This window comes from Pseudoalteromonas sp. NFXS53 (assembly GCF_056629255.1).
On the sequence record NZ_JBWVBR010000018.1, the window covers coordinates 64,150 to 77,195 of the forward strand.

The window sequence follows — 13,046 nt, forward strand, 5'->3', positions numbered from 1 at the left end:
CAATTACGATTGTAGCGATACCGCTAGGCGGTCCAACTTGCCTCGGACAGTTCCGTCAATCACGGTGTCACCAGCTTTGATAACTAAACCGCCAACAACGGTTTCGTCGATGCTACAATTCAGCTTAACTTTGCGTGCGAAACGTTTTTCAAGCGCCGCGACCAGTTTGTCTTGCTGCTCAGCAGCAAGTTCAGTTGCAGAAACCACGTCAACGTCGATTTCTTTATCAAACTCTGCTTTAAATTCAGCAAAGATTTCAGCAACTGCTGGGATGGCGGCTAAACGTTCATTTTCGGCCATCAGCTTGATAAGATTTTGACCTTGTTCGTTGAGCTGTTCAGCACAAACTTTGATGAAAACATCAGCTTGTTCTGCAGCTGTTGGAATGCTAGCTAGTAATGAACTTGCTTGCTCATCGCTGGCCACTTGACCAGCGAAGAACAGCATTTCATTCCATGCTTCAACATTGCCTTTTTCAACGGCAAGTTCAAAAGCTGCTTTAGCGTATGGGCGAGCGATAGTAGTCAATTCAGACATGCTCAGACCCCCTACTTAAAGCTCAGCGACAAGTTTTTCAACGATGTCACTGTGTGCAGCTTGGTTAATCTCACGCTCTAAAATGCGCTCAGCACCAACTACAGAAAGCGTAGCAACTTGCTTGCGTAGCTCTTCTGAAACTCGGCTGCGCTCTGATTCAATCTCAGAGTGACCTTGAGCGATGATTTTTTCACGTTCTTGCTGACCACGCGTTGTCTCTTCGTCAACGATAAGCGCAGCACGCTTCTTAGCTTGTTCAACGATATCAGCTGCTTGAGCTTTCGCTTCTTTAAGCTGCTCAGCAGCTTGTTTGCGAGCAACTTCAAGTTCTTGTTCAGCTTTATCAGTGGCAGCTAAGCCATCTTCAATCTTTTTCTGGCGAGCTTCAATTGCACCATTTAACGGTGGCCATACGTATTTCATACAGAAAAGTACGAAAACCGTAAATGCAATTAATTCACCTATTAGAGTGGCGTTTAAGTTCACAACCGCTCCTCCTTACATGACATTTGTTCGACTTACGTAAGTGATTATCAAAAATTAAAGTGCGAACAACATGAACATAGCGATACCTACACCGATCATTGCTACCGCATCGATTAGACCAGCTAGGATGAACATTTTAACTTGTAGTGAAGGTGCAAGTTCTGGTTGACGAGCACATGCTTCTAGGAATTTACCACCCATGTTACCGAAGCCGATTGCAGTACCGATAGCACCAAAACCGATTAGTAAAGCTACAGCGATAAGTTTTAAACCTTCTACTAGTTCCATTTTTTTCTCCAAAGTTTCTTAAAGTTAAAGTTAAAGTTAAAAAAATCTATAAATTATTAGTGGCTATCTTTTGCACTTGCCATGCTTAGGTAAACGATAGTCAGCATCATGAATACGAATGCTTGAAGTACGATTACTAAGATATGGAATACAGCCCAAATAAAGTGCAGTGGTAACTGCATTAAACCAATTGCGCCGATTAGGATGAAGATCATCTCACCTGCGTATAAGTTACCGAACAAACGCAGTGCTAACGAGAATGGCTTAGCAACTAATGCAATTGTTTCAAGTAATAAGTTACAAGGGATCAAGAAAATCATTGCAACTTTATTGTTTGAGCTAAACGGGTGAAGTGTTAACTCAGCAATGAAACCGCCGATACCTTTGATTCGAATTGAATAACCGATCATCAGAATAAGTACACCGATAGCCAGTGCAGCAGTCATGTTGATATCAGTTGTAGGTACAATTTTCATGTACACATCGTGTGAATCCATACCGAATGCAGTTTCACCAACGAAACCAGCAAATGCAGGTAAGAAGTCAACAGGAATAAGGTCCATCAGGTTCATTAAGAACACCCAAACAAAGATTGTAAGGGCTAATGGTGCAATCAGTTTGCTGTTACCGTGATAAGTATCGCGTACGTTGTCGCCAACGAACTCAACGATCATCTCGATGAAACACTGAAATTTACCAGGTACACCTGTGGTTGATTTTTTAGCGGCGCTACGGAAGATCCATAAGAAAATAAGACCTAAACCGATTGACCATGCGAGGGTATCTACGTGCCATGTCCAGAACCCACTATCCGCACATGCTTTATTGAAGGCTAAACCGGCATCGGTTGAACACATCTTAGCATTGGTCAAGTGGTGCTGAATATGGCTCGATAGAGTCAGTTCTTCTGCAGCCATGTTTTATCCCAAAAGTTAATGATTAAAAAAAATCGGTGAAAACCACTGTGCAAACATCACTAATATATAACAGCAGAAAAATGGCAAAGCCATGACAGTAAAATGCTTAAATATTAGTGCAAACAAACACAAGGTAATCAAAAATTTTAATCCGTTGCCTCGCTTAAGCGAGTCAAACGCTTGTTCTGCTCTACTGGCGCCCATATATCTGAACGCATATATAGCAAACACAAAATTAGGAAGTACCAAAATAAGGCCGCCAGCCAGTGCTGAAACGCCCGCTTGTACTCCCCAACCAACTAAAACTATTACTGCAGCGATTGTTGCTACGATACCCTGAAGTAAAACACCTTTTAATGCGGCACGCCTGTAAGGGCCTGCTAACGAATTTGTCACTTTACATTTACCTTAATGACGCAAAAATTTATCAGGGTATGAAAACTGGCGAAATTATACTTATTTTTGGTGATTTTGCAACTTGCAGCGACGAAATGTGACGCTTTTTCGGCGCCACTTTCGTCTAATAATCAAACATTAGGAAGGTTGTTGTAGATCTGGTTGAATACGACCGAGAATGCCGTCTAATTCATCGAGATTTGCATAGGAGATAACCAGCTTTCCTTTGCCTTTTTGGTTGTAATTAATCTCAACTTTCGTCCCTAAATTTTCTGCCAACTGTTGTTCTAACAATTTGACATCAGGGTCTTTTTCTTTTGTTTGTTTTTTATCCGCTGGCTCGAGGATTGAACGCACTAATTTTTCTGTTTCACGAACCGTCAACGCTTTTGCAACTGCTGTTCGAGCCGCTTCTGATTGCACTTCACCAGTCAGTGCAAGTAAACAACGGGCATGACCCATTTCGATGTCACCATGCTCTAACAATTTTTTTACATCATCATTAAGATTATTTAAACGCAATAAATTGGTGACTGTAGTACGAGATTTGCCAACCGCTTCTGCAACTTGCTGATGGGTTAATTCAAATTCGTTCAATAAACGCTCAAGTGCAGCCGCTTCTTCCATGGCATTTAGATCTTCACGCTGAATGTTCTCTATCAGTGCAATGGCAACCGCTGCTTCATCGGCAACATCTTTAACTAAACATGGAATAACATCGAGTTGTGCCAACTGTGCAGCACGCCAACGGCGTTCACCAGCAATTATTTCGAACTTTTCATGGGCAATTTCGCGCACGACAACAGGTTGCAGTACGCCCTGCGCACGAATTGAACTGGCAAGTTCTTCTAGCGCTTCTTCAGACATGTCTTTACGTGGTTGGTATTTGCCACGCTGAAGCCACTCGATTGGTAAACGACGAAGTTCATTATCGGTTTGTGAAGTACTGGTTGTCGATGCAACTTCTTGCTCAGGTGCAGTGGCCGGTAATTCAGGTTCAGGTGCAGCTACTTCAACAGGCACAGCCGGAGCTGGTTTTGCTGAACTCAATAAGGCATCCAAGCCTCGACCTAAACCACGTTTTTTTACTGACATTTATTATTATCCTCTCACGCAACAGCAGCCGTTTGCTGCTCTTTACGTCTTAACATTTCACCGGCTAATGCTAAATATGCTTTTGCACCGCTTGATGCTCTATCGTAATACATGGCTGGCGCACCGAAACTTGGCGCTTCGGCCAAGCGTACATTTCTTGGGATCACGGTACGGTATACTTTATCGCCAAAGTGCTGTTTTAATTGTTCAGACACATCATTGGCAAGTCGATTACGCGGGTCGTACATAGTGCGTAGAATGCCTTCAATTTGTAAGTTAGGGTTTACCAACTTAGCAAGCTGAGTGATGGTATCCATCAAGGCAGTTAGACCTTCTAATGCGTAATATTCACATTGCATAGGCACTAAAACAGAATCCGCTGCCGCCATGGCATTGACTGTCAGCATATTCAATGAAGGCGGACAATCAATAAAAATAAATTCATACTGATCTTGAACTGCCTCTAAGGCATTTCTTAACCGTACTTCTCGAGCGAATAATTCCATTAATTTAACTTCTGCTGCGGTAACATCACCATTTGCAGCAATTAAATGGTATTCGCCAGACGTTTCTTTACAAACCACGTCATTGATTGGTGTTTCTTCGATTAACAAATCGTAGATGGTTGCAACCTCGCCATACTTATCAACACCACTACCCATAGTGGCGTTACCTTGTGGGTCTAGATCGATAAGTAATACTTTGCGTTTGGTTGCGGCCATTGATGCGGCAAGGTTTACGGCGGTGGTTGTTTTACCCACGCCCCCTTTTTGGTTTGCGATTGCAATAACTTTTGCCACTTTACCCTCAACTTAGTCTTTTGACAGAATAATTAAATGTCGCTCAGCATCTAATTTAGGCACATCTAAACTAATATCTTGTTCGAACTTGGTACCTGCAGGCAGATTTTCAAGTTCTTCATCAGGGAATAGCCCTTTCAAAGCAATAAATCGACCTGAGTCATCAATTAAATGCGAACACCACTGCACCATATCTTGTAATGATGCAAATGCACGGCTTAGTACCCCGTCTAATTTAACACTTGGTTGATATTCTTCAACTCGAGACTGTACTGGCGTGACATTATCTAACCCTAATGCATGTTTCACCTGCATTAAGAAGCGCACACGTTTGCCTAAACTATCTAGTAATACAAATTGAGTATCAGGTAAAGCAATGGCAAGTACAATGCCCGGTAAGCCAGGGCCTGTACCTACATCAATATAATGCTTGCCTGTTAAGTGAGGCGCTACCACTAAACTATCCATGATATGTTTCACCATCATTTCTTTCGGATCACGCACAGAAGTTAAGTTGTAGGCTTTATTCCATTTATCAAGCAATTCGACATAAGCAACCAGTTGTTGCTGTTGTTTGTCGCTTAGCACAATATCCGTTTGTGCTAATAAAGAAGTCAGTAATGGTTGTAACACAGTCTACCCTTGCGGCTTATGCTGACTTACGAAGTAAGCCCTGCTTTTTCAAATAGACTAATAATAGCGAAATCGCTGCTGGGGTGATACCAGAAATACGAGATGCTTGACCAATAGTTTGCGGTCTGGCATCAGAAAGCTTGGCAACCACTTCATTCGATAAGCCACTTACTTGGCTATAGTCGTAGTCTGCAGGTATTTGCGTTTCTTCATGACGCATCAGTTTTTCGATTTCATCTTGCTGACGTGCAATATAACCTGCGTATTTGGTTTGGATCTCAACTTGCTCTAATGCCTGCCAGTTGTCAGATTCAGATCCAAGCCCTTCGATTTTATATAGATCAGCTTGTGCGACTTCCGGGCGACGGATCAGATCTTCTAAACTTGCTTCGCGCGTTAATGGCTTTTTAAGCAGCGCATTAACTTGATCGAGTGCTGGGTGATCTTTATGGATCCAAGTACTGCGAACCCGCTGTGTTTCTTGTTCCATCACTTCGAGTTTTTCATTGAAAGCCGCCCAGCGCTCATCATCGACTAAGCCTAGTTCACGACCTTTCTCTGTTAAGCGAAGATCAGCATTGTCTTCACGCAGTAATAGACGGTATTCAGCACGGCTAGTGAACATACGGTACGGTTCTTTAGTACCTAATGTTGCGAGGTCGTCAATCAGTACACCTGTGTAAGCTTGGTCGCGACGAGGTGTCCAGGCATCTTTGCCCTGCACTTGTAATGCCGCATTCATACCTGCGATCAAACCTTGTGCACCGGCTTCTTCATAACCAGTTGTGCCATTGATCTGACCGGCGAAGAATAGACCATTAATAAACTTAGTTTCTAGAGACTGCTTTAAATCACGCGGATCAAAGAAGTCATATTCAATCGCATAACCCGGGCGACAGATGTGCGCGTTTTCAAACCCTTTAATTGAACGAACAATATCGAGCTGAATATCAAACGGCAGGCTTGTCGAAATGCCATTAGGATAAAGCTCATAAGATGTTAGGCCTTCTGGCTCAACAAAGATTTGATGTTTTTCTTTATCAGCAAAGCGAACCACTTTATCTTCAATAGATGGGCAATAACGTGGACCAATACCTTCAATGACACCCGCATACATTGGTGAGCGATGTAAGTTGTCACGGATCACATCATGGGTTTTTTCATTGGTATAAGTAATGTAACAAGGGATCTGTTGTGGGTGATCGCTTTGCTTACCCATGAAAGAGAATACCGGTGTTGGCGTATCACCAGGTTGTTCTTGCATCACTGAGAAATCAACTGTACGGGCATCAATACGTGGTGGAGTACCCGTCTTAAGTCTATCAACTCTGAATGGTAGTTCTCTTAAGCGTTTTGCTAATGCGATAGAAGGAGGATCACCGGCTCTACCGCCAGAGAAGTTTTCTAAACCAATGTGAATTTGACCACCTAAGAATGTACCAACAGTTAATACAACACTTTGCGCACTAAAACGTAGACCCATTTGAGTCACGACGCCTTTAACTTGATCTTGTTCAACAATGAGATCATCACAAGACTGTTGGAAGATCTTCAGGTTTTCTTGGTTTTGCAAAATGTCTTGGATCGCTGCTTTATAAAGTGCGCGATCAGCTTGTGCACGTGTTGCTCTAACAGCTGGGCCTTTAGACGAGTTTAAAGTTCTAAATTGGATCCCGCCTTTGTCGATCGCTTTGGCCATTGCACCACCAAGTGCATCGATCTCTTTTACCAGATGTCCTTTTCCGATCCCGCCAATTGCTGGGTTACATGACATTTGGCCTAAAGTATCCATATTATGGGTTAACAATAGGGTATTCATGCCCATGCGTGCAGCCGCTAATGCAGCTTCTGTACCTGCATGACCGCCACCAACAACTATTACATCAAAATGTTCATGATAAATCATCTACGGGATCCTACTTAAACAACCGGTGAATTTTGAAAGGATGCGTATTCTACCTAGAAAAACTCAGAAGTGAAACGCTTAAATATTAAACAACCTAGAAAATACGAAAATGTGATCACTAAATATATATAAGGATCTTTTTAAAGATCTTTTATTAGATCTTACTATTAGTGATCGTAAGATCTGTGTGTAACTCTAACTACATCTTTAAAAGCATAAACTTAGATCAGATCAATAGATGTGAATTAGATCGGATCTTACTCGGTATAAGCGTTGATCAAATCGGTGTTTTATTCACAGCCTCAGATCGAGAAATATTTATCCAAGGGATAAGTATGCGTAGATCAGCAGTTAGATCAAGGGTTATCCACAATCCGATCTTATATATGGGGATTTTGTGAATAACTTCTGTGTAAAAGATCTTTCTAATTATCTGCCAATTTATCGATCAAGTTTGGCAACCAAGCTAAAGCTGTATCTTCTGGCAAGGCTTCATCAAGCACATTGATTTCTAATGGTGCTAATAAAGACTGTGATCCTTTGCTTTTTAACAGTGCATCACAGTTCTTTGCAGCATAGTTATATGTATCGTAACTACTGTCGCCAATGCCGACAACTGCATGTTTGAGCTGTGACAAAGAAGATTGCGCTGTTATTTGCTCAATAAATGACAGTAAATTGTCTGGATAATCTCCAGCACCATAAGTAGAGGTTACCACCAGCCAGTTTGGCTGTTGGCAATCATCAAAGTTTGGCTGTTCATGTAACACGGTTTCGAAACCTTGATCTTCAAGAGCTTCTTGAAGTTGCTCAGCGACATATTCCGCTGATCCCATCTGGCTACCTACAATGATGTCGACTTGCGGCATTTAACTCATCCTATCTACTTTGAGCGGCTATCATAATGTGCCTGTGGAAGAAGTAAAGGGGGGATTTAAACTTGGGATAACTTTTAATGGCTATGAAATCAGCGTTTTTAACTTAAGTTTATGATTTGTAATCAATTAATAATTTATTCCTTGTTGTTTTTTCGTTGTTAATTTGTGGATAAACTGAGTGAAAGTTGAGTCTAGTTTATTTTATTAGGTGGGTAAACGGGCTTAAAAAGATCTTCTTTTAGGTTTTTGTGGTGATATTTTAGCAATGTGGATAGAGTGCTTGTGTGTAACTCGATCTTGTTCATTTTACTTCACTTACTTTTGGATCTAAAAAATAAGTTTATATAATTAAATGTTCTATAAATTCTAAAAATAGATCCGAATAAGATGATCAAAGGTCTATTTATTGGTCTGATCAAAGTGTGCTTTGCTGGTTGAACGGCTCTGAGGTTTGTTTTTTCTCGAATGAGATCGCTTTTTGGTGACGTTTTTCGTCTGATTTAATACAAGGAAGGCTCAAACGTTGGCCGTTCTGCAGCACTGCGATGAGAAGAGTTTAAGGTTTTTTGCTTAACTCGATGAAATAATGGGCAGGCTTTTAGGGAAATGAGCGCCACAATAGGGGAAATGCGGCGCTTTTGAGCGGGTATACTGTTATTTACCGATACAAAATGAGCTGAAGATCTTACCAAGTAGATCATCTGAGCTAAATTCACCGGTGATCTCATTTAAATGTTGTTGAGTGAGGCGTAATTCTTCAGCCAAGATCTCACCAGCTACATGCATTTCTAGCTGCGTTTGTCCGATATCTAAATGCTCGGCAGCACGCTCTAAGGCGTCTAAATGACGACGTCTTGCCATAAATCCGCCTTCAGTTGCACCGGTAAAGCCAATACATTCTTTAAGGTGTTCGCGGAGTAAATCGACACCTTCGGTGCTTTTAGCACTTAAACGAAGTAGGGGATACTGACCTGCTTTATCAAGGTTTACCGCTTCATTTGAGAGATCGATTTTGTTGCGTATCACAGTCACTTTCATGCCATCAGGCAACTGCTGCATAAACTCAGGCCAGATCTGCATTGGGTCGGTCTCTGTGGTATCTGTGCCATCAACCATAAATAGCACATGATCGGCTTGGCGAATTTCATCCCATGCGCGCTCAATACCGATTTGCTCAACTTTGTCTGGGCTTTCTCGCAGGCCTGCCGTATCAATAATATGTAGTGGCATACCATCAATGTGAATGTGCTCTCTCAGTACGTCTCGTGTGGTACCGGCGATGTCAGTCACGATGGCTGCTTCTCGTCCTGCTAGGGCATTCAGTAGCGATGATTTACCTGCATTAGGACGACCTGCTATGACCACGCGCATACCTTCACGCATAATGCTGCCTTGCTTCGCTTGTTGACGCACTTCATCGAGTTGCGTGATGATGGCTGCTAAGTCGCCTGCAACTTTACCATCTGATAAAAAATCGATTTCTTCATCTGGGAAGTCGATAGCGGCTTCAACATACATACGTAGGTGAATGACTTTTTCCACCAGCGTGTGAATGTGTTTTGAGAAGTCTCCTTGCAGCGAGTGTAGGGCACTTTTTGCTGCTTGCTCACTGGTTGCATTGATCAAGTCTGCAATGGCTTCAGCTTGGGTTAGATCCATTTTATCGTTTAAGAATGCGCGTTCTGAGAACTCACCAGGTTGCGCTAAACGTACGCCTTCAATCTGACATATCTCTTTTAACAGCATGTCTATTACAACAGGTCCACCGTGGCCTTGAAGCTCTAATACATCTTCGCTAGTGAAAGAGTGAGGGTTATTGAAGAACAGGGCAATACCTTGGTCAAGCTGCGTACCCGCAAGGCTATTGAAAGAAAGATATTCAGCATATCTAGGCTTTGGACACTTGCCTAAAATCTTTTCGGCTACGTGAGTAGATAAGCTACCCGAAACTCGGATGATGCCTACACCACCACGACCGGGCGCGGTAGCTTGTGCGACTATGGTGTCTTGATTAATCATGGATTCTTTTGCTGAGCAATTACAATACTGCAATTGTACTCTAAAGCATCAGTGTCAGCCAGATTGGCTGCTATTAGGAAATAAGAGTTGTAAAGGCTGAAACAAAAACGCCTGCAATAAGCAGGCGTTTTGGAATGTTTAAAGTAGGCGATTAGTCGCGAACTTTGATCCCTTGTTTTTCCATACCACGGTAGATGTAAAGCATCTGTGCAATGGTGATCAAGTTTGATACTAACCAGTAAAGTACTAGACCTGATGGGAATGGGAATAAGATGAAGAAGAACGTAAATACGATTGGCATGTACGTCATCATCTTTTGTTGCATAGGATCAGTCACAGTCATAGGCTGCAGTTTCTGCGTTAAGAACATACTTGCACCAAATAGAATCGGTAATACGTAGTATGGGTCTTTTGCTGATAGGTCTGTTAGCCAGAACATGAATTCAGCATGACGTAATTCAGGTGACTCTAGGAATACATAGAATAGCGCTAAGAAAATAGGCATTTGCAGTAATAACGGCAAGCAACCACCCATAGGGTTTACTTTCTCTTTGCGGTAAAGCTCCATAGTGGCTTGACCCATCTTTTGACGGTCATCACCATAGCGCTCTTTTAATTGCTGCATTTTAGGCTGTAGTGCACGCATCTTAGCCATAGACGTGTACTGTGCTTTAGTCAGTGGGTAAAGTGCCATCTTAACTAAAATAGTGATAGCAATAATTGCCACACCCCAGTTACCGATGAAGCTATAAAGTAGTTTTAGAAGTACAAGTAATGGCTGAGAAATAAACCATAACCAACCAAAGTCTACTGCTAAATCTAGGTCTTCATGAAGGGCTTCAAGTGTGTCGCCATCTTTTGGACCCATGTAGAAAGTAGAGTTGATAGTCGCAGTCGTATTTGCTTGTACATTTACTGCATCACCTTTAATACCAATGATACCTTGGTTATTACGCAGTAAAGTGTAAATGGTATTGTTTACCGACTGATCTGGTACCCACGCACTTAAGAAGTAGTGCTGAATAAAGGCAATGTAACCACCTTGGGTGTTTTTATTTAGGTTTGCTTCAGCCATATCTTCAAAGCTATATTTTTCATAAGGCTCTTCAGAAGTACCATACGTTGCACCTAAGTATGTTTGGTCGACCATGCTGCCTTTAGCTTGCACAGTACGTTTAACTTGTGTGTATAGCTGAACTTGTATTGGGTTTTCAGTACCGTTGTTAACACTGTACTCTAGACCAACATCATATTTTCCAGCCTTGAATACATAAGTTTTTGTGTACTGAACACCTTTGCTATCAACAAAAGTCAGTGGGACACGTAACTCATCGCCTGATAGTTCATACGCTTTTTGTGGCGCGGTATAAACAGGGCGACCTTCAGGGTTTGCATCCGGACCATGTAATCCAATTAAACCGCTTTGTGAAATATACTGGCGGCCTTCAAATTCACCTAACAATAGGAAAGGAGTATCGCTGCCATGTGTTTCTGCGTGTTGTAATAACTTCGCTTCAACAACATCACCGCCTTTGGTGTCAATTTTTACATCTAGTACGTCAGTTTTAACTGTGATAACTGAACGAACTGCTTTAGTAACTGCGGCTGGTACATCGTTTTGAGTTGATGCTGGCACATCATCATCTTGCGCGATTGATGAAGAAGGTGCAGTGACTTGTTGTGTAGTGGCACTGGTATCGGCATTCGCTTGAAGTTTTTCATTATTCCACTCTTGGAACAATAAAAACGACACAAGCAATAAACCGATAAATAAAAACGTGCGTTGTGATTCCATAACAGCTCTTATTTCTCGTGTTGGTGTTTAACTTTGTTGGACTTCTCAGGTACGGGGTCATCCCCACCTGCGCTTAAAGGGTGACATTTTAATATGCGTTTGAGCGCTAACCAACTCCCTTTTATCGATCCATGACAATTAATTGCCTGAATTGCATAACTGGAGCAAGTTGGATTAAAGCGACAGTGAGGACCAAGTAACGGGCTAATAAAATTTTGATAGCCTTTAATCAGCACAATTAAAGCAAGTTTCGGCAGGCTTAATAGCCATGCAATGGTCAACTTTTTTTTAGCTTGTGCCATGGTCACGCATTGAATGTTTAAAAGGTGAGCTAAAGATACCTTAAATAGGGGGGTAAAGCTATTCAGCAGAAGTTTAATACACTACTTTTGCTGAGTTTTAGCTGGTTTCTTACCTTTATAAGGACGCTTTTTGTAAGGTTTAGGTTTTGGAGCACCTGGCTTACAACGTTCATTTATTTTTAACCAAAGTTTATTAAGCTGTTTAGTTAGCTCTTCATTTGATTGTTCATCAACACCAGATTTAACCATCAAGACAATATCGATGTTATCAAGTTTATGTTGATTTAAACGAAAGCTCTCACGGGCAAGGCGTTTAATGCGGTTTCTTTGAACAGCCAGTTTACAACGTTTTTTAGCAACAGTGAGACCTAGTCTTGGTTGACCAGCTTCATTTGGTTTAGCTAATAAAGTAAAGAAGGGTGTTGCTGCACGAGCAGGTTCATTGAATATGCGGGAGTAGTGCGAGGGAGTTAACAGACGTAACTCCCTGCCAAAGCTAAAGCTTTCCACTAATGATTAAGCAGAAAGTACTTTACGACCTTTAGCACGACGACGTGCTAAAACTTTACGGCCGTTAGCAGTAGCCATACGTGCACGGAAACCGTGAGTACGCTTACGCTTTAATACGCTAGGTTGAAAAGTTCTTTTCATAACAATTCCATCCGATCGGTTAAGGTTAAAACATCCTATGCAGGTCGCGATCCTGGCACAGGTGCCATTGCGAGCGCGAGATATTAATGCCGAGGACGACGAAAGTCAATGATAATCTCATTTACAGGGTAAAATAGTTGTAAAAATAATCAACTTGATTCGCCCTATATAAAAGCGGCTGCATTATACCTGTGATCGAGATAAAAAGGATAGCAGATCTTGAAGGATCTGATCTTATTTGGGTTTTCCACAGGTCTTGGGGTCAATCTGAACAAAAGCTTGGGAAAACTTAAATTGATCACAATTATCGCGTGTGATCTTGGTTGTTTTTTGTTATGATCTA

Annotated in this window: 15 protein-coding genes; all 15 read right to left on the minus strand. The window is 41.8% G+C overall.

Features of this window, described 5'->3' with window-relative positions; all coding sequences use genetic code 11:
• Positions 1-3 precede the first annotated feature (3 nt).
• The 15 genes from atpH to rpmH all read right to left on the minus strand — a co-directional run bounded on the left by atpH (position 4) and on the right by rpmH (position 12,703).
• Complete coding sequence (gene atpH / locus AC1HJP_RS17240; protein WP_480362828.1) at positions 4-537, minus strand: F0F1 ATP synthase subunit delta; 534 nt, start codon at positions 535-537, stop codon at positions 4-6.
• 15 nt (positions 538-552) lie between these two features.
• A complete protein-coding gene (gene atpF, locus AC1HJP_RS17245) occupies positions 553-1,023 on the minus strand; it encodes a F0F1 ATP synthase subunit B (protein ID WP_058031482.1) in 471 nt (156 codons plus the stop codon).
• A 54-nt stretch (positions 1,024-1,077) separates the two neighbouring features.
• On the minus strand, positions 1,078-1,311 hold the full coding sequence (atpE, locus tag AC1HJP_RS17250) for a F0F1 ATP synthase subunit C (RefSeq protein ID WP_058031483.1): 234 nt from the start codon (positions 1,309-1,311) through the stop codon (positions 1,078-1,080).
• A 56-nt stretch (positions 1,312-1,367) separates the two neighbouring features.
• Positions 1,368-2,228 (minus strand): F0F1 ATP synthase subunit A, encoded by an 861-nt coding sequence (gene atpB, locus AC1HJP_RS17255; RefSeq protein WP_058031484.1) that lies wholly within the window; start codon positions 2,226-2,228, stop codon positions 1,368-1,370.
• A 15-nt stretch (positions 2,229-2,243) separates the two neighbouring features.
• Positions 2,244-2,624 (minus strand): ATP synthase subunit I, encoded by a 381-nt coding sequence (locus tag AC1HJP_RS17260; protein ID WP_480362829.1) that lies wholly within the window; start codon positions 2,622-2,624, stop codon positions 2,244-2,246.
• Positions 2,625-2,762: 138 nt separating this feature from the next.
• The gene (locus tag AC1HJP_RS17265) at positions 2,763-3,719 is read right to left on the minus strand and encodes a ParB/RepB/Spo0J family partition protein (protein ID WP_480362830.1); all 957 of its coding nucleotides are present in this window, start codon (positions 3,717-3,719) and stop codon (positions 2,763-2,765) included.
• A 14-nt stretch (positions 3,720-3,733) separates the two neighbouring features.
• A complete protein-coding gene (locus AC1HJP_RS17270) occupies positions 3,734-4,519 on the minus strand; it encodes a ParA family protein (RefSeq protein ID WP_480362831.1) in 786 nt (261 codons plus the stop codon).
• A gap of 12 nt (positions 4,520-4,531) precedes the next feature.
• The gene (gene rsmG / locus AC1HJP_RS17275) at positions 4,532-5,152 is read right to left on the minus strand and encodes a 16S rRNA (guanine(527)-N(7))-methyltransferase RsmG (protein ID WP_480362832.1); all 621 of its coding nucleotides are present in this window, start codon (positions 5,150-5,152) and stop codon (positions 4,532-4,534) included.
• Positions 5,153-5,168: 16 nt separating this feature from the next.
• On the minus strand, positions 5,169-7,058 hold the full coding sequence (mnmG, locus tag AC1HJP_RS17280) for a tRNA uridine-5-carboxymethylaminomethyl(34) synthesis enzyme MnmG (protein WP_138633460.1): 1,890 nt from the start codon (positions 7,056-7,058) through the stop codon (positions 5,169-5,171).
• Positions 7,059-7,483: 425 nt separating this feature from the next.
• Positions 7,484-7,927, minus strand: a complete 444-nt coding sequence (mioC, locus tag AC1HJP_RS17285; RefSeq protein ID WP_480362833.1) for an FMN-binding protein MioC — start codon at positions 7,925-7,927, stop codon at positions 7,484-7,486.
• A 663-nt stretch (positions 7,928-8,590) separates the two neighbouring features.
• The gene (gene mnmE / locus AC1HJP_RS17290; protein ID WP_480362834.1) at positions 8,591-9,955 is read right to left on the minus strand and encodes a tRNA uridine-5-carboxymethylaminomethyl(34) synthesis GTPase MnmE; all 1,365 of its coding nucleotides are present in this window, start codon (positions 9,953-9,955) and stop codon (positions 8,591-8,593) included.
• Positions 9,956-10,106: 151 nt separating this feature from the next.
• On the minus strand, positions 10,107-11,750 hold the full coding sequence (gene yidC, locus AC1HJP_RS17295; RefSeq protein ID WP_480362835.1) for a membrane protein insertase YidC: 1,644 nt from the start codon (positions 11,748-11,750) through the stop codon (positions 10,107-10,109).
• Between the two features lie 8 nt (positions 11,751-11,758).
• Positions 11,759-12,052 carry a membrane protein insertion efficiency factor YidD gene (gene yidD / locus AC1HJP_RS17300; RefSeq protein WP_480362836.1) on the minus strand — a complete coding sequence of 98 codons (294 nt, stop codon included), beginning with the start codon at positions 12,050-12,052 and terminating at the stop codon, positions 11,759-11,761.
• 81 nt (positions 12,053-12,133) lie between these two features.
• On the minus strand, positions 12,134-12,562 hold the full coding sequence (gene rnpA, locus AC1HJP_RS17305; RefSeq protein ID WP_058031496.1) for a ribonuclease P protein component: 429 nt from the start codon (positions 12,560-12,562) through the stop codon (positions 12,134-12,136).
• A 6-nt stretch (positions 12,563-12,568) separates the two neighbouring features.
• Positions 12,569-12,703 (minus strand): 50S ribosomal protein L34, encoded by a 135-nt coding sequence (gene rpmH / locus AC1HJP_RS17310; RefSeq protein ID WP_008488847.1) that lies wholly within the window; start codon positions 12,701-12,703, stop codon positions 12,569-12,571.
• Positions 12,704-13,046 lie beyond the last annotated feature (343 nt).

What these genes read in the sequence shown, in the direction of transcription:
- atpH (WP_480362828.1), bottom strand. Translation starts at nt 537, where the DNA reads ATGTCTGAATTGACTACTATCGCTCGCCCATACGCTAAAGCAGCTTTT.
- atpE (WP_058031483.1), bottom strand. Translation starts at nt 1,311, where the DNA reads ATGGAACTAGTAGAAGGTTTAAAACTTATCGCTGTAGCTTTACTAATC.
- atpB (WP_058031484.1), bottom strand. Translation starts at nt 2,228, where the DNA reads ATGGCTGCAGAAGAACTGACTCTATCGAGCCATATTCAGCACCACTTG.
- AC1HJP_RS17265 (WP_480362830.1), bottom strand. Translation starts at nt 3,719, where the DNA reads ATGTCAGTAAAAAAACGTGGTTTAGGTCGAGGCTTGGATGCCTTATTG.
- mnmG (WP_138633460.1), bottom strand. Translation starts at nt 7,058, where the DNA reads ATGATTTATCATGAACATTTTGATGTAATAGTTGTTGGTGGCGGTCAT.
- mioC (WP_480362833.1), bottom strand. Translation starts at nt 7,927, where the DNA reads ATGCCGCAAGTCGACATCATTGTAGGTAGCCAGATGGGATCAGCGGAA.
- mnmE (WP_480362834.1), bottom strand. Translation starts at nt 9,955, where the DNA reads ATGATTAATCAAGACACCATAGTCGCACAAGCTACCGCGCCCGGTCGT.
- yidC (WP_480362835.1), bottom strand. Translation starts at nt 11,750, where the DNA reads ATGGAATCACAACGCACGTTTTTATTTATCGGTTTATTGCTTGTGTCG.
- yidD (WP_480362836.1), bottom strand. Translation starts at nt 12,052, where the DNA reads ATGGCACAAGCTAAAAAAAAGTTGACCATTGCATGGCTATTAAGCCTG.
- rpmH (WP_008488847.1), bottom strand. Translation starts at nt 12,703, where the DNA reads ATGAAAAGAACTTTTCAACCTAGCGTATTAAAGCGTAAGCGTACTCAC.